General features: G+C 44.7%; 18 protein-coding genes. 2 read left to right on the forward strand and 16 right to left on the reverse strand.

What is annotated here, in order from left to right:
• The 13 genes from nosZ to U5K72_19950 all read right to left on the reverse strand — a co-directional run bounded on the left by nosZ (nucleotide 1) and on the right by U5K72_19950 (nucleotide 14044).
• Entirely contained in the window at nucleotides 1–1980 is a 1980-nt protein-coding gene (gene nosZ, locus U5K72_19890; GenBank protein ID MDZ7721093.1) for a Sec-dependent nitrous-oxide reductase, read from the reverse strand.
• 29 nt (nucleotides 1981–2009) lie between these two features.
• The gene (locus U5K72_19895) at nucleotides 2010–2489 is read right to left on the reverse strand and encodes a cytochrome c (GenBank protein MDZ7721094.1); all 480 of its coding nucleotides are present in this window, start codon (nucleotides 2487–2489) and stop codon (nucleotides 2010–2012) included.
• A 37-nt stretch (nucleotides 2490–2526) separates the two neighbouring features.
• The gene (locus tag U5K72_19900) at nucleotides 2527–2940 is read right to left on the reverse strand and encodes an Rrf2 family transcriptional regulator (protein MDZ7721095.1); all 414 of its coding nucleotides are present in this window, start codon (nucleotides 2938–2940) and stop codon (nucleotides 2527–2529) included.
• Nucleotides 2941–3842: 902 nt separating this feature from the next.
• Nucleotides 3843–4262 (reverse strand): hypothetical protein, encoded by a 420-nt coding sequence (locus U5K72_19905; protein ID MDZ7721096.1) that lies wholly within the window; start codon nucleotides 4260–4262, stop codon nucleotides 3843–3845.
• On the reverse strand, nucleotides 4262–4696 hold the full coding sequence (locus U5K72_19910; GenBank protein MDZ7721097.1) for a hypothetical protein: 435 nt from the start codon (nucleotides 4694–4696) through the stop codon (nucleotides 4262–4264). The genes U5K72_19905 and U5K72_19910 overlap by 1 nt, the downstream gene beginning before the upstream one ends.
• 325 nt (nucleotides 4697–5021) lie before the next feature.
• Complete coding sequence (gene ric / locus U5K72_19915; protein MDZ7721098.1) at nucleotides 5022–5747, reverse strand: iron-sulfur cluster repair di-iron protein; 726 nt, start codon at nucleotides 5745–5747, stop codon at nucleotides 5022–5024.
• An 81-nt stretch (nucleotides 5748–5828) separates the two neighbouring features.
• The gene (locus U5K72_19920; protein ID MDZ7721099.1) at nucleotides 5829–6299 is read right to left on the reverse strand and encodes a plastocyanin/azurin family copper-binding protein; all 471 of its coding nucleotides are present in this window, start codon (nucleotides 6297–6299) and stop codon (nucleotides 5829–5831) included.
• 259 nt (nucleotides 6300–6558) lie between these two features.
• Entirely contained in the window at nucleotides 6559–7107 is a 549-nt protein-coding gene (locus U5K72_19925; protein MDZ7721100.1) for an SCO family protein, read from the reverse strand.
• On the reverse strand, nucleotides 7104–7904 hold the full coding sequence (locus tag U5K72_19930) for a formylglycine-generating enzyme family protein (protein ID MDZ7721101.1): 801 nt from the start codon (nucleotides 7902–7904) through the stop codon (nucleotides 7104–7106). The genes U5K72_19925 and U5K72_19930 overlap by 4 nt, the downstream gene beginning before the upstream one ends.
• Nucleotides 7905–7959: 55 nt before the next feature.
• Entirely contained in the window at nucleotides 7960–9090 is a 1131-nt protein-coding gene (locus U5K72_19935; protein MDZ7721102.1) for a multicopper oxidase domain-containing protein, read from the reverse strand.
• 219 nt (nucleotides 9091–9309) lie between these two features.
• Nucleotides 9310–10185: a hypothetical protein gene (locus U5K72_19940; GenBank protein MDZ7721103.1), complete on the reverse strand. Its 876-nt coding sequence runs from the start codon at nucleotides 10183–10185 to the stop codon at nucleotides 9310–9312.
• Nucleotides 10182–11954 carry a CRTAC1 family protein gene (locus U5K72_19945; protein ID MDZ7721104.1) on the reverse strand — a complete coding sequence of 591 codons (1773 nt, stop codon included), beginning with the start codon at nucleotides 11952–11954 and terminating at the stop codon, nucleotides 10182–10184. Before U5K72_19945 ends, U5K72_19940 begins: the two co-directional genes overlap by 4 nt.
• An 8-nt stretch (nucleotides 11955–11962) precedes the next feature.
• Nucleotides 11963–14044: a multiheme c-type cytochrome gene (locus tag U5K72_19950; protein MDZ7721105.1), complete on the reverse strand. Its 2082-nt coding sequence runs from the start codon at nucleotides 14042–14044 to the stop codon at nucleotides 11963–11965.
• Between the two features lie 193 nt (nucleotides 14045–14237).
• Between U5K72_19950 and U5K72_19955 the strand changes: the two genes are divergently transcribed.
• Nucleotides 14238–15260 carry an aldo/keto reductase gene (locus U5K72_19955; protein MDZ7721106.1) on the forward strand — a complete coding sequence of 341 codons (1023 nt, stop codon included), beginning with the start codon at nucleotides 14238–14240 and terminating at the stop codon, nucleotides 15258–15260.
• 714 nt (nucleotides 15261–15974) lie between these two features.
• Here the strand turns inward: U5K72_19955 and U5K72_19960 are convergent.
• Nucleotides 15975–17252, reverse strand: a complete 1278-nt coding sequence (locus U5K72_19960; GenBank protein MDZ7721107.1) for a peptidase U32 family protein — start codon at nucleotides 17250–17252, stop codon at nucleotides 15975–15977.
• 108 nt (nucleotides 17253–17360) lie between these two features.
• Here U5K72_19960 and U5K72_19965 point away from each other — a divergent pair, with 108 nt between their 5' ends.
• Nucleotides 17361–17747, forward strand: coding sequence for a hypothetical protein (locus U5K72_19965; GenBank protein ID MDZ7721108.1), 387 nt, complete (start codon nucleotides 17361–17363; stop codon nucleotides 17745–17747).
• 235 nt (nucleotides 17748–17982) lie between these two features.
• On the opposite strand, the gene U5K72_19970 is transcribed toward U5K72_19965, so the two are convergent.
• The gene (locus U5K72_19970) at nucleotides 17983–18294 is read right to left on the reverse strand and encodes a hypothetical protein (GenBank protein ID MDZ7721109.1); all 312 of its coding nucleotides are present in this window, start codon (nucleotides 18292–18294) and stop codon (nucleotides 17983–17985) included.
• Between the two features lie 97 nt (nucleotides 18295–18391).
• Nucleotides 18392–21613: an efflux RND transporter permease subunit gene (locus U5K72_19975; protein MDZ7721110.1), complete on the reverse strand. Its 3222-nt coding sequence runs from the start codon at nucleotides 21611–21613 to the stop codon at nucleotides 18392–18394.
• Nucleotides 21614–21624: the final 11 nt, after the last annotated feature.

Genomic DNA, 21624 nt, shown 5'->3' on the forward strand with positions numbered 1-21624 from the left:
TTATTCTCCAGTACCGTATGAAATGGGTACATCAGATCCTTCCGGGGAAACCCGTGCGTAACCCTGCATCTCCTGGTGAAGAGCTGAGCAGAAATCTGTACAGTAGAACGGGAATACGCCTGCTTTTTTCGGTTCCCAGGTAAGAGTTCTGGTTTCGCCAGGCATAACCAGCAGTTCAGCATTTTGAGCACCCAGCATGGCAAAACCGTGCGGTACATCCCAGTCTTGTTCGAGATTGGTGACATGGAAGAACACTTTATCTCCTACCTTTATACCTTCAATATTATCCGGTGTAAAGTGAGATCGGATTGTTGTCATATATACGTGAACTTCGTTTCCTTCTCTTACAATTCGTGTATCCGCTTCGCTTTTTACAGCATCGGGATGATTGTTATCCTCAAGGGGATAGAACCGTACCTGGTTTTCTTTTACAATATCAGCCGGAATTGCCTGTGCGTAGTGAGGCTCACCGTCTGTGGGAAAGTCCAGGAGTAACTCCATCTTCTCGCCCGAAATATCGATCAGTTGGGCAGAGTGGAACAGCTCGGGACCTGTTGGAAGATAGCGGTCTTTGGTAATCTTGTTCAGTGCTACAAGATATTTACCCCATGGCTGACGACTGTCTCCTCCGGGGATCATCAGGTGACCAGGAGAGTAGTAGGCATCAATTCGGTCTACAACCTCAAAGGTTTCGAGGCTCCACTTTACAATTTCTGAGGAGATGAACGCCGTTGTGTAGGCATAACCATTTCCGTCGAACTCTGTGTGAAGCGTTCCGATGCCGGCATTTTCCACCTCAGCCTGGATAACTGAATCGTAATTAAGAACAGGTATACCGTCTACTTCACCCTCAAAATCTTCATTTTCAATCGCCTGTATCATATTTTCAAACGAGTGAACCGGAAGTACGGATGATAATTTACCACCACCAACGATATAGCGGCCTGTTGGGTCCACATCCACACCGTGCGGAGATTTTGGAGTTGGCAGGTAATAAATAATTCCGGGGTGTTCTGTTGGATCAAGCACACGAACGGTTTCAATCACTTCGGATTTGGCTCTCTGTTCGTCATGATCTATATAATTCCGGTAGTGTTCGCCCGGAACCACCCGTCCCTCTCCGTTGGCAGCCAGTTCGGAAGCTTTTTTCCAGTTAACGGCGGCAATAAAATCCTTGTCGTTTCTGGATGCATTGACTTCCAGGAGAGTGTTTGCCTCTTCAGTATTGTACGTTGTATAGAATGCCCAGTCTTCAGAAGGTCCTTTACCGGCATGAGAAAGATCGTAATTATAGCCGGGGACCAATATTTGAAAATCGACACTCATTTCCCCATCATCAGCAACTTTAATATAGGAGAGAGTTCCCTTGAAGTTTTCGGCATACGATGAGATCGGAACATCTTGGTTCTCCAGGTTTTCCTGGTCCATCGGAATACTGAAACGGGTAGCTGCGGATACATAATCTGTATTTACAGTCACAAAAGAAGAGGCGTGATTACCGGCCGAATTTGGAATCTCAATAATTTCGGCGGTTTGAAAAGTGCTCAGATCAATTCTTGCAATACGAGGTGTATTGTTTCCATTGATAAATACCCAACGCCCATCTGGTACACCGTTTGTTTGAGATATTTCGGGGTGGTGGGCATCATCCCAGGGTATAAATCCGTGGGAGGTTTGAAGCATCGGTTTTGTCTCTTCGGAGTAACCGTATCCGTTTACAGGTGCCTGAGAAAATACAGGTACGGTATAGAGATGGCGACCTGACGGAATTCCGTATACAGTTAATTGTCCGCTGTATCCGCCTGAGAAGAGCCCGTAAAATTCATCGTGTTCTCCCGGGGCTACATATACTTTTTGTGCGGCGTCGCTCGAACCGGCTAAATTTTGCTGTGAAGGGCATCCGTACAGAAGGATACCGAGCACGGCAATCAGCGGTACGGACCACCAAAAAAGTCGTTTGTTTTTATTTTTTGTTTGCATGGTTTTAGTTGTTTTGTGAGTAGTAATGGTTATGATTGGTTTTCATCTTCAAGTGTTCTGAAATATTCCACGATAGCCCTGGCTTGCTCTATCGTTACATTTTGATAGGGCATGGGAGACATATATTCCTGCATCATCTTGATTCCTTCGGGATGTTTTTTGGTCATCTCATCAGGATTCATAATCATATTCATGATATAAGCAGGAGATCTTCGGTCCAGGATGTCATTTGAAGCGGGTCCGATATATCGTTCCGTAGGTTTATGGCATGCTGTACATTTGGCCTCGTAGACCTCTTTGCCTTGTGCTGCCAGTTCGGGATCGAGTTCTCCCAACTCTACGACCTCGGTAACCGGCCCGATTCCGTGTTCCAGCTCAAATTCAGTCAGTCCCTGTTCATTGGTCTGGTTGGAATCTTCAGTTTGTTGTTCGGATGACTCTCCACCGCAGGCATTGAATACCAGGAGTGTAAGAGCCAGGATGATGATTTGAATAATTCTGTGTTTCATAAGTTTTAGTATTAAGAGTATTTAGTCTTAAATAAGGTTAAATTTTTTGGTCCCACTCTGCAAGTTCACGAATGGTTACGGTTTCAACCATCTGTTCCATTTTTATTTTTAAATTCGTCCACTCCTCGTGAATTGGGCAGGCCTTGTGATTTTGAAAAATCGGAAGCCCAAGAGCACATTCAGGTATAGCATAATCTTTATCCAGGCTTTTAATAATCTCCTGAATGGTAATATCCTCCGCATTTCTGGCGAGTTTAACCCCGCCATTGGGGCCTTTGTAAGACTCCAGAATTTGTGCTTGTGTAAGATGCTGCAACACTTTCGTTAAAAAATGGAAGGATATGTCAAGTTCATCACTCAATTCCCGAATGGTTACAAACCCCTCGCCTTGTCTGCCAGCCAGCAGAACAGAAGCTCGAAGTCCATAAATACAGGAGTATGAAAGTGACATAAAAGTTTAAAGACTATTTTATCTTAATATACTACATTTTTTGATTGGCAAACAAGCTCAGATGAAATTTTTTTCGGACCAACGGGAATTAAAACAGTTGATTATTTAGATACTGAAAGAAACAACACAAATTTATTTAAGAATGAAGTACATGGTTATCGGAAAAAGAACCACTTTATATTTGTTTGAAAATATTTCTGAGGATTAATGATTGAAAAAGTCCCGAAAGGGCGTAATCTGGAACGCATGTTGATAGGCTTCTGCCCCTTTGGGGCTGTCTTGCTGGGTGTTGCCTATTCTCATAGCGCGTTGCGCTATGCTGTTGACCGGCGCCCCATTCGGGGCTTAAAAACCGATACTCTTATTCAACATAATTGTCCAATTGTGTCTATTTTTGAACGGTTCATACACGTTCAACTATCGAAGCAATTTTCACGATTGGGTGCTCAAATTTTATAGTGAAATGCCCTGACGGGGCTTTATCAACAGCATAGTCCCGAAAGGGATTTTCGGGGCTATGTCCTAATGGCAAATTATGAGTAAGCCCTGAAAAGGCGAAAGCCCATAACCGTGTTGCTGTAAGGCTTATGGTTTTTTGGAGCTTTTAATTATTTGATATGTCTTCATGACGGATATGGGATAATTATATTTGATTTTGTCTAACCTAATAAACAACGGCCGGACCGGCTACAGAGAGGGAAATAATTGCCAGGTAAAAGGAAGATCAATCGTTTAAGTTTTTAAGTTGGCTTAAGCCATTTCACATGCTTGATATAGTTCAAGTCTGATAAATAACTTTAATAATAAAATCATAAAACAGCCCGCAAATACACGAAAATTAATTGGTGTTTTTGTGTTTTAGTGGCTTTCCTTTTTCACGTAATCTTTTAAACGATTGTACACTAATGCTTTAAATTTCTGTAACTAACAACCCGGTTCCAGATCAGCCATGCAAAAAGAAAAATACTACTCACAAGAAACCCCCGGCCCATGATCTTGAGATTTACCATCCCGCCATCAACAAAATACCCCGAAATCAACAGGAGTAATCCGGTATTAAATAAAGTTATCATACACCAGGCCAAAACTCCCGGGCCTCTTGCTTTGCCTTTAAGAAAACGGGGAAACATCCAATATGCGGTTCCCATCACAAACTGAATGAGCCAGCCCCAGATTGCAGTTTCAAAGTGAATTGGCAACAGTGCCCAGACTCCCGGATGCAGCGGCTGAACTTTGTGGAACAGAAGTACTCCTCCAATACCCACAGCAACTGCCAGGTAAAACAGTGAGAGTCGAAGCATCATAACGGTCTGGGCAGGCATCAGGTTGACCTCCGCTTACGTTTTTTCTTTGGCTGAACCCGGGGCCAGATCTCAGCTACATAAAACAGAATACCGCCCAACTGAAGAAGAATCGAAACGCTGATTATACCCATCATCCATAGATTTTCTGTAAAAAAGGGGAGAAAGGGTTCACTTAAAAAACGGATGATAAGTCCTGTATTCAGACACCAGAAAGAAGCCAATGCAGAAAATGTCTCTGTTTTTTTGCGGTCTCTTCGTTTTCTTGGAAACATCCAGATGGATACACCCATGATGACCTGTGTGACCCATCCAATCACAATCATATGCCAGTAAACGGGCAAGAGTAAAGTTCCAGAATCGATGAACGGCAATTCAGACAGGAATGCTAACACTATTCCCAGGAAGAGATAGATCATCCCGGATTTGATAAACCAACGTGTGATTCTCGGCATTTTGGTTTCTTATTTGAGTTTGATTTTAAAGTCTGTTAGATGTCTCAGGGCGTTCTTATTGATGAGTATCCTCCTTCAAAAGGGACTTTATCCTAAATTGAGGCTGTCCAAAAAGGATGTGAGAGAAATCAATATTTTCATTTTTGTCATACCGGACCCCGATCCGGTATCTCCAAGCATAGTTAAAGAGTGGAGATTCTGAATCGAGTTCAGAATGACATCCTTTTAGGACAGCCTCGGAATTAAACCAACTTTGATTAAAATGCCACGGGAAACATCAAACCCCAATCCTGAATCCCACGGCATGATTCAACATCATCTCTGCTTAGGCAGCAATTAGTTTTTCAGCTTTTTTAAACAGGATGTTATTCTCCAGGTGAACGTGCTTATGCAGATCTTCTTCAAATCCTGCAAGATTCTGGTAGAGAATTTGGTACGTTTTGCATGCATCCGCGGGCGGAGTAAAATCATTACTCAGCTTTCGAATATTAGCCATAACCTGGCCCGCTCCGTCGTGGTCATCCTCCATCAGGGTAAGCTGACCTTTTAATTTTTCTTTTTCAGCTTCAAGCAGGGATTCTCCGTTTTTTAGCTTTGCTGATATATTTTTAATCAATGGGAATACAGTTGCCTCTTCGGCTTCCAGATGTTCTGTTAACTCGTTTGAAAGAGTAACGAAAGACTTAAAGATCTCAACATTTTCGGGATACTGTTCGCCGTAAACCCGGGCTACTTTAGCGGCATAAGCTGAAATTTCATCCGTCTTTTTCCGAACAAATGAATGATGCGTATTGATGATGTAATCAATCAAAAAATCGGCTTCCCATTCGCTGTAATTGTGGTCTCCGGAAGTATTACTATCTGCAATATCAAGGAGTTTACCGACAACCTCTTCTAAAGCTATGTCTCGCTTCTGGCACACTTCATTCAGCGATTTACCGCCTCCGCAACAGAAGTCGATGCCGAACTCTTTAAAAACTCCGGCTGCGTGATAGTTTTCTGTTACAATGTCTCCGATTCTCTTAGAAGCTAAGTTTTCATTATTCATCATAGTGATAGATATAGATTTGGGGTTAAAGTAAAACACGGTCAAAATTGAAGGTTGTTCAACCGTGTTGGTTTAAAATGTTTGTCATGAAGTTTCGGCTACCCGAAGAATTCCCTTCATTCCGCCAAAATAGTGTCCCGGGAATGTGCATACATATTCATATTCACCGGGATTGTCAGGTACGGTAAATTCAATGGTGGATGTCTCTCCACCGCCAATCATTGACGTTGTTGCAATTACCTGCTCTTCATATTCAGGCGCGATGTATTCGGTATCGGGCGCTGCCATGGAGGCGAGTACAAATTCTTCCACATTTGTGTCAAGATCTACAATCGCAAGATTATGAGACATCGCCTGTGGCGGCATGTTACTTTTTACATCCAGTACAATCCGAATGGTTTCGCCGGGTTCGGCTTCAATCAGTGTTTCGCTGAACTGCATATTGTCCTGCCCGATGACGGTAATGGTTCGAATATCATCCGACTGGGCAAATCCTGAATTCATAAACAGAACTGCCAGGAAAAGTGTAAGTGTGGTTTTAATCAGTGTTTTCATTGTCTTATGGTTTGATTTTAAAAAAATTCGTGTAGTTGTTTAATTAACTTCAGTTCGAGATAAGAAACTTGAATATTGCGCTCCCCTCCTGCCTGCCCTCGATACCTCGGGGTGCAAGGAGGGGACTTTTTCAATGCTTTTGCCTTCATTTTATCTGGAACTGACGTTATTTAATTAGTTGAAGGAGATTAACTTCCTTTTATTTGATTTTTCTGTATTTCATTATTGATCCATTCGGCCGCTTCCTCAACAGGCTGATTTAATCCCTCCAGCCTGTGAGCAATTCTGCCCTTTCATCCAGAACGGTTACGAGGTTTGAATGGCTGAAATGGCCGTCACTTTTTTGAGCATATTGAACGCCCAGAAGCATGGCCAGTTCGCGAATATCAGCCGGTTTTGCGGTTGTAAAATGCCATTGGGGAATATTCAGATCTTGTTTGATAGCATAGTTTCTCAGCACCTCCGGGGTGTCATTCTCAGGATCAAAGGTGACTGCCAAAATGTTAACTTCTGACCGGAGACTCTCATCTACAGCTTCAAATACACGCCGTGCATCACGGATCAAAATCGGACAGACCTGTGTGCAGTTCCCGTAAAACATGACCACTACAACGGGGTTTCCCTGTAGATCCGCAAGCTGAAAACTCTCACCGCGATGATCAGTCCACGAAGCATCCATGTGATAGACAGAGTGCTCGCTTTGAACCGGTTGTGCCTTCATGGCATTGTGATTCATATGCTGTGCAATTGCGCTTTGAGCAACCAGGAGAATCAATAATCCGGTTGATAGTGTTTGAAATAATTTCATAACGATTTCTCGGCTTGTTGTTTCGTTTTACCGGCATCATAAGCGCATCGAAAACCTACCATGCCTGTTGTCATTTTTGGGTTAAAACTCATTCGTGTGATATATCTCACAGAGGCGGCGTAACTGTACGTATTGCCCAGTTTTTGCATGCGCCCAACCGTACCGCAGTCCAGTGATATCTCATTGCTGATGGGCGGTTTGAAATCCTCCACCCACTCCATAATCAATCCGAATTGGTCTTTTATACCGTGCCGGTTTTCGATATCCGTACTTCCCACCGTTTTTGTGTTTTGAACATCCACGGCAGAGTACCACCCCATCAGTTCGTTGGCGAACTCATTCATCTCCTCAGCAGAGTCAAAATCCATGAGCTGGGCCGAGTATTCCCACTCGTTGAGTGTTGGTAATCGTCCGCCGGCCCACCTGCAGTAAGCATTTGCCGCAAACCATGATATCCGGGTAACCGGCTGATACGGTTTTACATTCTCGCCGGGATCCAGATCATCTTTCCAATGTTTCAGATAACCGGAATCGGCATAAATTGCGGGTATATTTGATCGCCGCCACTCTTCGTTTTGTTCAAGGAATTCCAGGAAATCTGCATTGGTTACTGCCAGCTCATCCATATAAAAATCTTCAACCTCAATAGGCTCTCCTTCCACTTCCGGCAGAATGGAGTGAAAGGAGCCACCCGGAATCTGAATCGGATTTTCCTGGGCGAAAGCCTGCTCCGATCCGGCCATGAATGTGGCAAGAATTAGAACGATGAAGGTGATATGTTGTATGAAGTTTGTCATTATTGCTGAGATTATCCGTCTGACCGCTATGAGCGGTCTGACGGATAGGGGTAGCTTACTTTTTTGGGCCTGCTTTCAACGTACCGGTTGCACCTTTTTCTGCATCGGCAAATTCATGATCTATCAGGATGTATTTGCCCTCTTCAGGCACAATCATGTCGATAGTTGCCGAGCCGGATGCACCAACCAAAACGGTTTGCATGCCTCTCATTTCATTAAAGGGGTGCCCTTCCAGCCATACGCGGTCAAAAATTCCGCCGATTACATGGAAGCTTGATGTTCCGCTCGGGCCGTTATTGGAGAAGTGAAGGCGAACACGCTCTCCTGCATTGGCTTTCAGAGGTTGATCATGTAACACAGTTTGATGGCCGTTGAATACAACGTGAGATGGATTTCGGGCCTGGGCTGCTTCAAAATCGTATTGATAGAGTTCACCGGGTCCTTTTGTAAGGTAGTATTCGGATTGCACCACTACATATTCACGGTCAACCTGGTCATCCGTTGGGTACCCGTCTTTCGGGGAAACCACAACAACTCCGTGCTGTCCCATGGCCGTGTGCATCAACACACTTGGTGTTCCGCAGTGGTAGATGTACGTTCCCGGATAGTTTGCCACCCAGTCGAATTTTATGGTTTGTCCCGGTGCGATGGTTCTCCATTTGTCATCTTTTGCCACGGTTCCGGCGTGGAAATCCATGGAGTGTGGCATCGGCATAATACTGCCTTCAGGATTCATAAAAGGATTCTCTGAGATCTGCTTCAAATATGGAGAGGTTTCGGCACCCGGTTCAGAAATGTCAACTATTTCGTCAGAACGGTTTTGCATAGTAAATGTAATACGGTCGCCTTCCTTTACATGAATGACCGGCCCCGGTACAGTTCCGCCAAAAGTCCACGCTCTGTAACGAACGCCATCGGCTACTTCAATTTCCTGGGCAAGGATATCCATCCGTATATCGTGATGTTTATTCCCTTCATAATCAAGGGGAGCAAGGTTCGGCAGCATGGTGATAGTTTCGCCAACAACCGCCGGTCCGTCGTAGTCTTCGGTATAAACTTCAGCTTCGGGCATTCCGAATGTCATGCCGTCAATGGTATACTCTGTTGTTTGAGCATGTGCCAAATAATGGGTAGCTGAAAAGACCAAAAATGTTAAAAGAGTAATTGTTTTTATAAATGTTCTCATTGTGTATTTGATTTATTACTAATAAAAGAGTCCTTTGTCTTTTATTAGGATAAGGATGAAATGTGAATTTAAGATAAAGATGTCTTAATTAGTTTGATCTCTGCCACACCTGCATTTAAAAGCCATTATTGGTGTTATTTCCGCATATACATTCAAAAAAACAGCTCTCTCGAAAGCGGTATGTGAAGAGAATCAAAGTGCGGATGAGGAACGTTGTGTTTAATCGGGAATTCTAAATTTATCCCTCCACTCCAGAATTTTCATTTTAAAATCAGAGTAGATTTCATCTGCCGGAGATTCCGAAGAGTCTTGCAGAAGTTTATTAAAGGTTACTTCAAAGCCATCACAAAACCGACCTTGTAAAAGCATTGCATTTCCCGATTTTGTAGCTCCTTCTCCAAGGTGGCCTTTGTCGGTATCCTGGTTCAGATAATTCTTTGACCTGCTTAAGAATTGCCTTGAATCATTGATATTCCCGGAACGCCACTTTATAAAACCCATCAAAAAAAGTGCTTCTTCATTCGTACTGTTCACAGAAAGAATGTCTGACAGAAGTTCTTCCGCCGGTAGAGGGTCATTATTTAATAGGTGAATCTTAGCCAGCAGCAGGGGGGCACCGGTCTCTTCCAGGTTTAATTTCCACGCTTCCGAGAAATAGAGATAAGCTTTCTCGAGATCGAAGTGCTGATTTTTCGGATCCATGCAAAAATGAAGGGTTCCCAGCCGGAGATTTGTCCTGGGTGCATTCGGCTCCTCCTGTAGCAGTCGATTCCATTTCAGGTTGGCCTTCTCAAATTCCCTGGCCATCAGATGCATGCTCCCTGCATAGTACAGGGCATCTTTGTGATTGCTTTTGAGCTGTAAAGCTTTTGAATATTCTTTCGATGCTTCCCGGTAGAGCTGTTGAGAGCGATATTCCGTAGCTTGATTGTAATGATCCCAAAAACGGGCTTCTATGGTTTCATCAGTGTTCAGAGAACTGCTGGTAGAATTTTGAGGATATTCAACTGAAGACGGAGTCCATTTCCAGATGGCTACACCTGCATACAAAAGGATCATTACAAAAAATGAAAGGACGTGCGCTTTTGATATCATCGGTATGTTCCCTCTCCTTCAATAATCTTGATCTCCCGGTTGGCCGGAATATTCGCAAATTCTTCAATCAGTCCGCTTGGCCATTCAACAATAAGACTATCTGCGGTTTCAGATTCCCGAAGGCCAAAATGTTGTACAAGACTGTTGTGGGAGAGGTAAGACGCCTGCATTCCCACCTGTTTGACCTGGACTCCCCCGGGTGTGATAAGTTGTAGTTTGGTTCCGTATGCAGACCGGTTACTTGTTGTTCCTTCAAGTTCTACCTTTAGCCAATTGTTGGCGGTCTCGGTTTGATTTTTAAGAAGTATTCCCGGCCCGTCGTGGTTTACAATAAACAGGTCAAGCTTGCCGTCGTTATTATAATCGGCATAAGCAGCGCCCCGGCCTACCAGCTCTTCAGAGAAGTACCCTCCGGAAACCTCACCAATTTCATAAAAACCGTCCTCATTATTTCGGTTCCAGTAGAGAAGGTCCCGCATGCCAATCATTTTTTCGGGTTGATCGGTAAGCTGGTTGGTATGTCCGTTGGCAACAAACAGATCGGGGCGTGTATCGTTGTCAATATCAAAAAAGAAAGTACCCCAGCCAACGTAGTCGAGAGAAGATTGACCGAGCCCGTAACGGTCAGCTTCGTCTTTAAAAAACAACATATCATTCCCATCATCAGTCCACATGTTGGAATAGAACGCATTTTCCTGTGCAATCCAATGAGTGATGAAAATGTCCAGGTCTTCATCTCCATTCCAGTCACCCACGGCCAGGCCCATGGACCCACGGTAATCGGCAGCTTTGGCGGGATAACTGATATCAAGAAACTCAAAATTATTCGTGTTCCGATAGAGTGCGTTGTCTGAGACATCATTCGTAACATAGAGCTCGGGGAGGTGATCGTTGGTCAGATCCACCCAGGTTGCTTCCAGTCCCTTACCCTGCGGATTATCCAGGCCCAGTTCTTTAGCAGCTTCCCGGAATGTTCCATCTCCATTGTTGATGAAAAAAAGGTTTCCGGTCGGATCAAAAACAGATGGGTTGATGGAAGGAGGTTCGTGGAGATCTTTAATTTCATTTACATCCGGAATTTCAAAGTAGGAGAGATATCCCGTTACATAGAGATCTATATATCCATCGTTATTGACATCGCCCCATGCTGCTCCGGCCCAAAAATCTTCAAATCCATCGAGGCCGGCTTTTTTTGTGATTTCATTGAAGGTTCCATCACCGTTGTTGCTGAATAAACGAAGCTGGTTATAACCGGTTACCAGGCAGTCAATGGTGCCGTTATTGTCGATATCGGCCCAGGCTGTTCCCATACCGTGCATTCGAAGCTCAAGTCCCGACTCAGCTGTGACATCCGTAAACGTTTCGTTTCCATTGTTCCGATAGAGTTTAGAGGTAGCGGGAGATTGTTGGAACTCCTCATCGGACAGATCCATCGGGCCGGCATTATTCACAACGAACAGATCCTGAAATCCATCGTTATTATAATCGATCCATGCTACTCCGGATCCCATATCTTCCGTAATTCTTGATCCTCGTGTTCCATAGAAGTGCTTAAATTGAATTCCCGTTTCTTGAGTAACATCCTGAAACAGAATGGATGGCAGGTCTTCCGGCAAATCTCTGTCGAGTTTGGATGTAAGACCCTGTGCCTCGGTGACACTCGCTGAACCGGGCGATTGCACCAGCCACCAGACCGATGCAGTGGAGATCAAAAAAACAAGGCTCAATGAGAGCGATGCCCAGGTGATTTTGCGTTGTCTTTTGGACAAATTCATCATTATTGAATCTCCCGTGGTAAAATAGTTACCGTTTTAGAGTGTTCAGAAATTGTTGTAACAGGTGATGTATCGTAATTTTTGATATCGCTGAAGACTTCATTCATCAAAAACTGATTAAACTTTCGGTATTGCAGTTTAGCCGTTATTTCAATTTGGGATGTTCCCGGTGGTAGTGAATCCAAAGTGTAGGAAGCTGGTTGTGAATCTGAGAACGGTTTATGCTTTTGTTCCTGTTGCTCCATCATCATAGAGAAACGCGCATAATCCGATTTGCCCGGAAATAGAGCCCGGCTGTAGCGCACGCCCACCATCTCCCATAAATTGTGCCGATCAATTAAATTTCCATACTGATCTACGGGCTCAGCTTTAAAGACAAAAGCCCCGGGCTCAATAAAATGATTTTCATCGAGTTTGCCGGATGCAAAGAGTACATTTCCATGTTGATCGGTTACGGTCATATCAATCCAGGCCTGTATCATGTCGAGCGGGCCTGTTGGGAATTCATGCCCGGCTTTTCGGTTGTTGATCAAAACGTCCATACGCAGTTTTTCGCCGGCAAAAGTGGTATCCGGCGAAATGATGGTAATTGGAACGACCGGGCCGCCCTCCCATTTATCCTGTATCTCGGGGATTTCGTATTCTCCCCGAAGCCACTCCTCAATCATCTGAACATGTTCGTCAGCATTTGGCAGATCCAGAAGTTTGGGTACAAACTGGTTGCCGCCTAAAAATCGGTGACTTCGGTGTTTCCCATCATCGGGAGTTCTGTTATAATCAGATCGATCTCCGCTGGAGGGATCGAGGGATTCAACGAGCGGCATATGACACTCCCTGCATTCTATGGTTTGAAACGGCTCATTTTCAGAAAACCAGTGACTTTTCCTCCACTGGTCGTACTGGTTTTGAAGCTGAACCCAGCCTACGTTATTGATGTCTTCGTCTACATATTGCTTATGGCATGAACCGCAATATTCAGAGGTTTTAATCAGTGGCCGGTTATAACTCTCGATGTGATAGTCAGGGTAGGCACGGATCAGGAAATCGCTGATTAGTTTGGAAGTTTTACCCTCGCCGAGTTCAAAAAGATATCGTTCAGGCAGGTCAAGTACGTAATCGGCATTTCCCTGAACATCAGCCTCGCTAATTGCATGGCATGAGATACAGGAGACCCCCTCATTAATACCGGTTTGATGTGTGAGTGAGTCGGAATAGAGATTGGCCGATCCTGAAAACAACCCAATAGGATCGTGACAACCCCCACAATAGCGAGCCGCCACGGGTCCTTTTAGCTCTCCCATATTTTCCTGGATTTTCCTGAAGAAAGGATCACTTGCCGAATATCGGTGTGCACTCACTTCCCACTCCTCTTTAATCTCCTTGTGGCAGCCGGCAGATCCGCACGATTCAGAACCACCCATCACCCGGGGAAAAGTCAGGCTGCTGTCTGCAGTAGAGGCAAGACTTGGATAGAAGGGTGAATCAGAATTTTGATGATACTGGTAATTTTGCGGAGGGGATGCAGAGGTCTCTGTTTTTGAATAGGCAAACATAAAGAGGCCGACCAGTAAAAACTGAATCAACAGGAGGTAGATGCTGTTGAAGCCAAACCGTTTTTGCCCTGTTAGACGAGACCGAATGCTTGTACTGAGTGACTGAACTTTTGAATCACGCCAGATAATCAGGAATACGTGTGGTATGACGGAGGCGATTAACACAAAGGTGGAGATGAGATGAACATTCTTCCAAACGGTACCAATGGAACTCGTAAACAGTGCCTGCCAGGTTAAAACAATCCCGGTAATAATGGCTGTCGTTGTTGCCGCCATCCCAACATACCCGGTAACAGAAAATTCATTCAGAGGACGGTCTTTGTACTTCATCCAGTGTTTGAATTGATACCACAGATAGGGAAACATGAAAATGAGTCCGGCTGCGGTATGAAGCAAGACCATCACCTGGTTTGACAGGCTAAATGGAAGGAATGAGATGGATAAGCCGGTCAGAATCTCAAATAGTAACAAACCTGATACAAGGTACAGAAGTTTACTTGACCAGGAGCTGTGCTGAGATTTTGTGTTCATAAGATATAATAAAAGACAAAATACTATTAAATATGGTTAACTAAAATATATAACACCATCGTCAAAAAAAAGAGCAAGTTGAGATATTATTCTATGAGTGTATTTTTCCATGTTTTGGTGAATTATCCGCTGGTAAAGTATCCGGTCTGCTTCATCTCTTGATGAAAACTTCAAAGCAAGTAATAAGAGATGTATGAACGGCAGTAAAACTGTTTCTCTTAAATCCGAATTTGGCTACCTTACTATATACACTGTGATTACAAAAGAGATGAGGGAGGAGAATATGAGTAAGAGATTAGACCGCAGAACTTTTCTGAAGAATAGCTTGGTTGCCGCGGCCGGACTCGGTTTTGCAACCACAACCAAAAACGATCTGTTTGCCAAAACTGCTGCATGGATTTCAGATCCCATAAACAATCCAATGCCCAAACGGCCGCTCGGAAATACCGGTTTCGATGTGGGTATTTACAGCCTCGGCGGACAGGGTGCCTTGGAAATCCCAGGTACTTTTGATAAATCTGTGGCAATCATTAACCGGGCACTTGACCTGGGCGTGAATTATATCGATACGGCTGCTTACTATGGCTCCGGTTCCAGTGAGACCTATATTGGCGAAGTGATGAAGACGCGGCGTGACGAAGTATTCCTGGCAACGAAAAGCCACGATTACACCTATGACGGAACGATGCGCTTGTTTGAAGAGAGCCTTCGCCGGCTGAATACGGATCATGTTGACTTGTACCAACACCATTATATGATGCAGGAGAGGTATGACAGATTGGTGCAAAAGAACAGTGCACGGCAAGCATTTGAGAAACTGAAAGAGGAGGGAGTCGTTCGGTTTATCGGGGTGACGAGTCACTCAAGTCGGATTCTTTCGGAAGCGATTGAAGGCTATCCTTACGATTGTGCACTCATTCCTTTAAATGCATCAGGTTCTATTTTGCAGGATGAACAAAATCTCGACCGTTTCTTCCGGCTTACTTCTGACAGGAATATGGGAGTGATCGGGATGAAAGTATTTGGCGGAGGTGGTTTGGTTGGCCGCGGATTGACACCAAAACAGCTTTTATACTATACAATGAGTCAGCCGGTTTCTACAACCATCGTAGGTATCTCCCGGATGGAACATCTTGAAGAGAATATTCGGAATGCGAAGGAATTCAAGCCGCTCACAGAGGAAGAGATAATGGAACTGCGAGCAGGAATTCAGTGAACAGTTCATCAGGAAACAGTGAGCATTCTACTCGTGGCGAAGGTCTCCTTCGTACGTGTTTAGCGTTTTGCAGTATCTGTTTTCATTTAAAAAGCTTGAGTTCAAGTAATAAGCAAGGCTGTATAATCCCCACTTGAGAGGGGACAGATTGAATCGCGTTCAGCGATTGAATCAGGGGTGTGTTACCCAGGATTCGAAGTTCCTTTTAAACGTGTAGCCAATGGAACACTCCCTCGACACACCCCTGGTTCGTCAAACCCGGCTTCGCCGTTTTGCCTTCACCTGTCCCCTCTCAAGAGTGGATTTCCTTCCCACTCCGAGGCATCAGGTCGATGAACAACTACTCTCCTTCGGTATATATTTATGAAGCTTTTCACTCGTTCAGAAGGTCTCCTTCTGAATGCACAGTTGAAGCTCTGCTTCATGTTTCTATAATGATGCGAGGTTCCGTTCCTAAGCGGAGCGTCGGAACAAGTAAGTTTGTATAAGAAAATTATCCTTCCACCCGTATCACATCAACCGGACAAACCTCGGCAGCTCTCTCGTTTAACTCCCGTTCATGTTCTCCCACGTCGGCGCGGTAGACCTGTCCCTTTTTCTTTCCGCCGATGAGGACACATTTGCCGTCGCGCTTGGACATCTGCCACCGTTCGGGCCACGCCTCCACGCAGTAGTTGCAGCCGATACATTTGTCCCGGTAATAGATGATGCGCATCAGGAGCGATCCTCCCAGAGGTACACATTATCACCGTCCCGGACATCCACGTCAATCTTGATAGTGCATTCTTGTCCCTGGACCGCCTTTTCAGCAGGTTTGTCATCCACCCAAAACGATTCGATCGTTGGTTCCGCTACCCCGGTTCGATCGCCGATAATCAGGATGGAATCATCTGTTGAGATCTCTCTCGCTTTGATTCGGAGATGAGCCACTTTTGCTTTGGGATAGTAATGAAGCACTTTCCCCACAAATGTTTTCTCTTTCCTGGCTGCAGAACCATAAACGGGACTCCATTCTCCCAGTTTTCTTCCCAAATAATAACCATCCCAAAATCCACGATTATACACCTGGTCTAAGTCGTTCTTCCATTGTCTTGCTTTTTCGGGGGTGTAGGTGCCATTTGCAACAGCGAGAGAAGCTGCTTTGTAACAGCGGGTTGTAGTTTTAACATATTCGGGAGAGCGACCCCGTCCTTCAATTTTCAAAACGGCTGCACCTGAATCCAGTACACGGTCCAGGAAATCGATGGTGCAAAGATCCTTGGGCGACATGATGTATTCGTTATCAATCTTCAGTTCGGTACCGTCATCAGACTGTACGTTGTAAGCATGACGGCAGTTTTGCATACAAGCCCCGCGGTTGGCAGATGCATTATACGTATGTAAACTGAGATAACATTTGCCGGATACGGCCATGCATAAGGCACCGTGAGCAAAAACTTCAATCTGTACCAGGTCACCGGATGGACCGGTTATATTTCTTCCTTTAATTCCTTCCACGATCTTTTTCACTTGTCCAAGACTCAATTCCCGTGCCAAAACCATCACATCAGCGAAATGGCTGTAGAATTCTACCATTTCGATGTTTGAAATATTCGCCTGTGTGGAAATGTGGACTTCTACACCCTGTTTGTATGCATAGGAGATGGCGGCCTGGTCGGCTGCTATAATCGCTGTGATATTTTGTTCCTTTACCGTATCTATGATCCGTTTCATCATGGGCAGATCATGATCATACAGTACCGTATTAAGCGTAAGGTACGTTTTGATACCATGCTCTTTTGCAAGTGCCGATATCCTGGGTAGATCATCCATTGTAAAATTATTGGAGGCTCTTGCTCTCATATTCAGTTGTTCAATCCCGAAATAGATTGAATCGGCCCCGCCCTGGATGGCAGCACGGAAAGAGGTCCAGTCACCCGCCGGTGCCATGATCTCTGCATTCATGGGTTTTATTTCTTGTGATGAGTGAAGGCTCTTTTTTTCTGTGTTCAACGGATGTATGGTTTAACTATGAAAGATTTTTTTAATATGAATAAAAGTAAAAGTATTAAGACAATTTTATATGTTATAATTAATAAGCTGTAAACTCAACTACTGAGCATGAATAAGGACAGAAAGTTAGCCATCATTCGAATAACAACTTCATTTGTAGCTGTGCTATTTGGAATGATTACCGTTTTTGTCGGTGGTCAAACACTTTTGGGTATTTCAGATCCGGGTTATACTATTTTTTTACCCTTACTGATTTTTAATTTTGTTATGGGCTTTCTCTATTTGATAACTGGTCTATTGATCTGGAAGAGTCACAAAAAGGCATTGCCTGCTGCCCGAACAGTCTTTCTATTGAATCTTTTTGTATTTCTGATGATCAGCTTACTCTATTTTTCGAGCGATAGGGTTGCTATGGAAAGTGTTATAGCCATGACATTCAGAACGGGAGTATGGCTTGTTATTTTAATGGTGATAAGGTTTAATAGAAAAAAATAAAGCCTGAGATACCGGAACCTTTGAAGACAGGACTGAGAGAAAAGCATATTATCCGTCAGACCGCTCCATGCGATCAGACGGGTTCTACGAACTGGCTGTTGAATAACTTTGGGACTTTTTTTCCCATTTTTGAACTCTGTCAGGTTCTTCAGACTCTTCCAGAGTCGATTAGACTAACCGAACTCTGTCAGGACCTCTCTTAGATCGGATTCTGACAGGTTCTACTAAAAACTAATCAAGCAAATGCTTCCACAGCTATCTGATAGGCATGTAATGGATTTTCGGTATTCTCTTCCGTTTTAGAGTTAAACTCATTCACATCCTCCAGAATATTTTTAACGGTTGCTTCATCCTGGAAAGAGAAAAACAGAGTGGAGTAGATCCCTTTGTCCGGTTGAGAAAACCAGCTCCGGATATCCGGTTGATGGTCTTCTGTTTTGAAACCGTACATTTCTGTTTCGCTGTAGATGGGTACGTTATTTTTGGTCATCATAGCCCGAACCTCGTTTTCAAATTCTGCTACGCTAAGTATAATTAGTAATTTCATAATGAATTAGATTGAGTTTTGAATAAGAAAAATAACCGGCTATACAGGCTAAAAGTGAGTCAAGTCTATGAAGCCTGCATAGCCGATTTTGTGTACTCTATTTAGTGATGATTTCATCTGCCCGCAGATTCTTTTTAGCCATGAAATAGATCAATGGTACGGTAACCAGGGTCAGCGCTGTGGAAGCGATCGCTCCGCCCATCAGCGAGATTGCCAGTCCCTGGAAGATCGGATCAAACAGGATTACAATCGCACCAATAACTACGGTACCGGCTGTTAACAGGATCGGCATGGTACGAACAGCGCCTGCCTCAATAACTGCATCTTGCAGGGAATTCCCCTCCTTCAGGCTGATCTGGATAAAGTCGATCAGCAGTACAGAGTTTCGAACCATAATGCCCGCCAATGCTATTAATCCAATCATGGACGTTGCGGTAAAGAAGGCACTGGCCACCCAGTGTCCGATCAATATACCGATGAGGGATAACGGAATGGCAATCATCATGATAAACGGAACTCCAAAATCCTGGAACCAGCCGACAATCAGGATATAGATAATCAGCAGAACCACTGCAAATGCAATTCCCAAGTCACGAAATACTTCAAGGGTAATTTGCCATTCGCCGTCCCATTTAACGGTGACATCTTCGCTTGTAAACGGCTGCCCGGCGTACTGTTGTTCAAGATTGTAGCCGGTAGGTAAATCAATTGCATCAATCTGATTTTGCGCATCCAGGATGGCATAAACCGGGCTTTCAATTTCACCGGCTACCTCAGCAGTTACATACACCACTCGTCTTTGATTCTTGCGATGGATGCTTTTTGCCAATGTTCTTTTCTCTACCTGGACCAGATCCGTGACAGGTACCATCGCCCCGGTTTGGGATTGTACATGTAGTCCGCCCAGATTTTGAACACCGGCGCGCGAGGACTCATCCAGTTTCATTTGGATGGGTACCAGGCTGGCTTCGTTTTCATCATACAGAGAACTGACCGGATGTTGACCCAAGATCATTCCTAAAGATTCTGTAACCTGTTGCGGCATTACACCAGTTACAGCAGCTTTTTCTCTCTGAACGTCAAAGTGATATTCGGTCTGCTCATCTTCAACCATCCAGTCTGTATCGACAATTCCCGGAGTTTCTGAAAAGATCTGTTTGATTTCATTTCCGATAGATCGCTGCATCTCCAGGTTGGGGCCATACACCTCGGCAACCAGTGTAGAGAGGACGGGTGGACCCGGAGGAACTTCGACCACTTTAACGTTCGCTCCATATTTTTCACCCACTTTTTGAACGAGCGGACGCATTCGCTTGGCGATGTCGTGGCTCTGGTCAGACCTCAGGCTTTTGTCCACAAGGTTTACCTGTATATCAGCCACATTCGACATTTGCCGCATATCATAGCTTCGAACCAACCCGTTGAAGTTGATCGGCGCATTAGTCCCGGAATAGACCTGGTAATCATATACCTCGGGGACATCCAGCAGTGCCAAACCTACTTCCCGTGCAACAGCATCCGTTCGCTCAAGCGTTGTTCCTTCGGGCAGGTCGATGATCAACTGAATCTCATTCTTATTGTCGAAAGGAAGCATTTTCACCTCAACGGATCTCGTGTAGAAGAGAACCAGGGAAGCAAAAAGGATAACGGTGGTACCGAGTAAAAAGGCCCAGCGCTTCCAGCTGCTCTCCATCAGTGGGCGCATTGTTTTATCATACAATTTGTAGATGATCGTATCTTCAAGCTTATATCGTTTTCCTGAACTACCGCCGGAATGAACTCTTACGGCACTCAATAACCGGTATCCCAGCCATGGGGTTGCAATCAATGAAATAATCAGAGAAAGAATCATGGCTACGGTTGCGCCGATTGCGATCGGGCTCATATAGGGCCCCATCAAACCGGAAACAAATGCCATTGGAATCACAGCGGCAATGACCGTAAAGGTGGCCAGGATGGCTGGATTTCCCACTTCATTAATGGCATAAATAGCTGCCTGCTTCAGGGGCAGTTTTCTCATCTTGAAATGGCGGTGCATATTCTCTGCTACAATAATGGAGTTGTCAACCACAATACCGGTCACAAACACAAGTGCAAACAGTGTAATCCGGTTCAGGGTGTAATCATACATGTAGTAAAAGAAGAGAGTGAGGGCAAATGTAATGGGTACTGATATAAATACAACCAGTGCTCCTCTCCAGCCCATCGCAAGAAACACAACAAAAGAGACTGAAAGTACTGCAACCACCAGGTGAATCAGCAATGTATTTACTTTCTCAGTCGCTGTTTCACCATAATTCCGTGTCGTTTCCACACGAATGTTTTCTGTGATCACGGAACCGTTCAGTTTCTCCACCATCCGATCGATTTGAGTGGCAATCTCCATGGCATCGGCCCCCTGTCGCTTGGCTACTGAAATTGTAACTGCAGGGTATGAACTGCCGGCATGCAGGCCGCTCTCCTCAGATGATACGGGACCGGGGGAATAGGATACATAATTTGCCGGTTCACCGGGCCCGTCTTTCACCTCAGCAATATCACGGAGCAGAATGGAGTCGCCGGCGCGAACATCCAGAACAAGGCTTCCAACGTCCTCGGCGTTCTTCAGGAAACTACCGGTTTGCACCAGGTATTCCTCGTCATTTACTGAAAATTTACCAGACTTAAATTCTCTGTTTGCGGCTTTAATTGTTTGTGCCACACGAAGAGGGTCTATGGCGAGTGAGGCCATTTTATTCTTATCAAGAACAACCTGGACAGTGCGGGACCGTCCCCCGTGAATTTTGGTTTCGGCAACATCTGTAATCGATTTTATCTCGTTATCCAGTTCCTGGGCTATCCGGCGAATTTGGTAATCATCGTGCATATCACTCCAGAGGGTGAGCGTCACAATGGGCACATCATTTATGGACCTTGTCTTGATAAGCGGCATGGTAACCGGCTCCGGTTTGGTATCCATAAACTTCATGATCTCGTTGTAGAGCCGTACAAGGCTTTCCTCCACATCTTGTCCCACGTAGAAGCGTGCGGAAACCATTCCCATTTCCGGCATCGAGGTTGAATAGACATATTCAACGCCTGAGATGTTAGAAAGAATTTTTTCCAGCGGAATGGATATCCTGTTTTCTACTTCCTGAGGCGATGCACCCGGGTAGCCGACAAAGATATCAGCCATGGGAACATCGATTTGGGGTTCTTCTTCACTGGGCGTAAGCCAAACTGCATATAGTCCGATGGCCATAAAGGCGATCATCAGGAGCAGGGTAAGCTTTGAATCGATAAACGCCTGAGCAATTTTTCCTGCGAATCCGGTTTTCATTGTTTTCTATT

Source organism: Balneolaceae bacterium (genome assembly GCA_034521495.1).
Classification (GTDB): Bacteria; Bacteroidota; Rhodothermia; order Balneolales; family Balneolaceae; genus Rhodohalobacter.

Coding starts and splice junctions, on each gene's coding strand:
- nosZ (MDZ7721093.1), bottom strand. CDS start 1,980: ATGCAAACAAAAAATAAAAACAAACGACTTTTTTGGTGGTCCGTACCG.
- U5K72_19895 (MDZ7721094.1), bottom strand. CDS start 2,489: ATGAAACACAGAATTATTCAAATCATCATCCTGGCTCTTACACTCCTG.
- U5K72_19900 (MDZ7721095.1), bottom strand. CDS start 2,940: ATGTCACTTTCATACTCCTGTATTTATGGACTTCGAGCTTCTGTTCTG.
- U5K72_19905 (MDZ7721096.1), bottom strand. CDS start 4,262: ATGCCTGCCCAGACCGTTATGATGCTTCGACTCTCACTGTTTTACCTG.
- U5K72_19910 (MDZ7721097.1), bottom strand. CDS start 4,696: ATGCCGAGAATCACACGTTGGTTTATCAAATCCGGGATGATCTATCTC.
- ric (MDZ7721098.1), bottom strand. CDS start 5,747: ATGATGAATAATGAAAACTTAGCTTCTAAGAGAATCGGAGACATTGTA.
- U5K72_19920 (MDZ7721099.1), bottom strand. CDS start 6,299: ATGAAAACACTGATTAAAACCACACTTACACTTTTCCTGGCAGTTCTG.
- U5K72_19925 (MDZ7721100.1), bottom strand. CDS start 7,107: ATGAAATTATTTCAAACACTATCAACCGGATTATTGATTCTCCTGGTT.
- U5K72_19930 (MDZ7721101.1), bottom strand. CDS start 7,904: ATGACAAACTTCATACAACATATCACCTTCATCGTTCTAATTCTTGCC.
- U5K72_19935 (MDZ7721102.1), bottom strand. CDS start 9,090: ATGAGAACATTTATAAAAACAATTACTCTTTTAACATTTTTGGTCTTT.
- U5K72_19940 (MDZ7721103.1), bottom strand. CDS start 10,185: ATGATATCAAAAGCGCACGTCCTTTCATTTTTTGTAATGATCCTTTTG.
- U5K72_19950 (MDZ7721105.1), bottom strand. CDS start 14,044: ATGAACACAAAATCTCAGCACAGCTCCTGGTCAAGTAAACTTCTGTAC.
- U5K72_19955 (MDZ7721106.1), top strand. CDS start 14,238: ATGAACGGCAGTAAAACTGTTTCTCTTAAATCCGAATTTGGCTACCTT.
- U5K72_19965 (MDZ7721108.1), top strand. CDS start 17,361: ATGAATAAGGACAGAAAGTTAGCCATCATTCGAATAACAACTTCATTT.
- U5K72_19970 (MDZ7721109.1), bottom strand. CDS start 18,294: ATGAAATTACTAATTATACTTAGCGTAGCAGAATTTGAAAACGAGGTT.
- U5K72_19975 (MDZ7721110.1), bottom strand. CDS start 21,613: ATGAAAACCGGATTCGCAGGAAAAATTGCTCAGGCGTTTATCGATTCA.